At 39.3% G+C, this 511-nt stretch carries 1 pseudogene; it reads left to right on the top strand.

The features are described 5' to 3' along the window. Positions 1 to 317: 317 nt before the first annotated feature. A pseudogene (locus ACESSZ_RS16530) lies at positions 318 to 511 on the top strand (group II intron reverse transcriptase/maturase); the annotation flags it as partial.

The following is a 511-nucleotide window of genomic DNA, read 5'->3' as shown; positions in this document are numbered from 1 at the left end:
GATAACCGTAACCTAATGGCGTAAATCAGATAAGTAAACGAGGAAAGATATGTGACTTACCCCGCGAGGTCTCATTGACTCAGTAGGCGAGACGTAGAACGACGGGCAGTCGAGGAGTAGTAACAACGAACAATGAGAAGTCAGCAGAGGTCATATTAGGTAGAGATACTGAAGGACCGAACGTTTTAATCGCACGAGCAAAATGTATGTTTCTTACAATAATCAGACAAGGATATGAGTGAAAACGTAAATGAGCAAATATCCAAAACACGTATGATGATTTGTAAGAAAGCGGAAAGGAAAGGAGTGCACAAAGTATGTCAGAACTATTAGAAAAGATACTGAACAGAGAAAATATGAACAAAGCCTATAAACGTGTAAAAGCGAATAAAGGAACAAGCGGAATTGATGAAATAACGATTGAGGACGCCTATGTTTATATAAAAGAAAACTGGGAACGTATCAGAGCAGAAATCACAGAAAGGAAGTACAAACCACAGCCAGTAAAGCG

The sequence above is a fragment of the Eubacterium sp. 3_1_31 genome, assembly GCF_964249515.1.
GTDB lineage: Bacteria > Bacillota_I > Bacilli_A > Erysipelotrichales > Erysipelotrichaceae > Longicatena > Longicatena caecimuris.
This window is presented reverse-complemented; position numbering and strand designations above follow the sequence as displayed.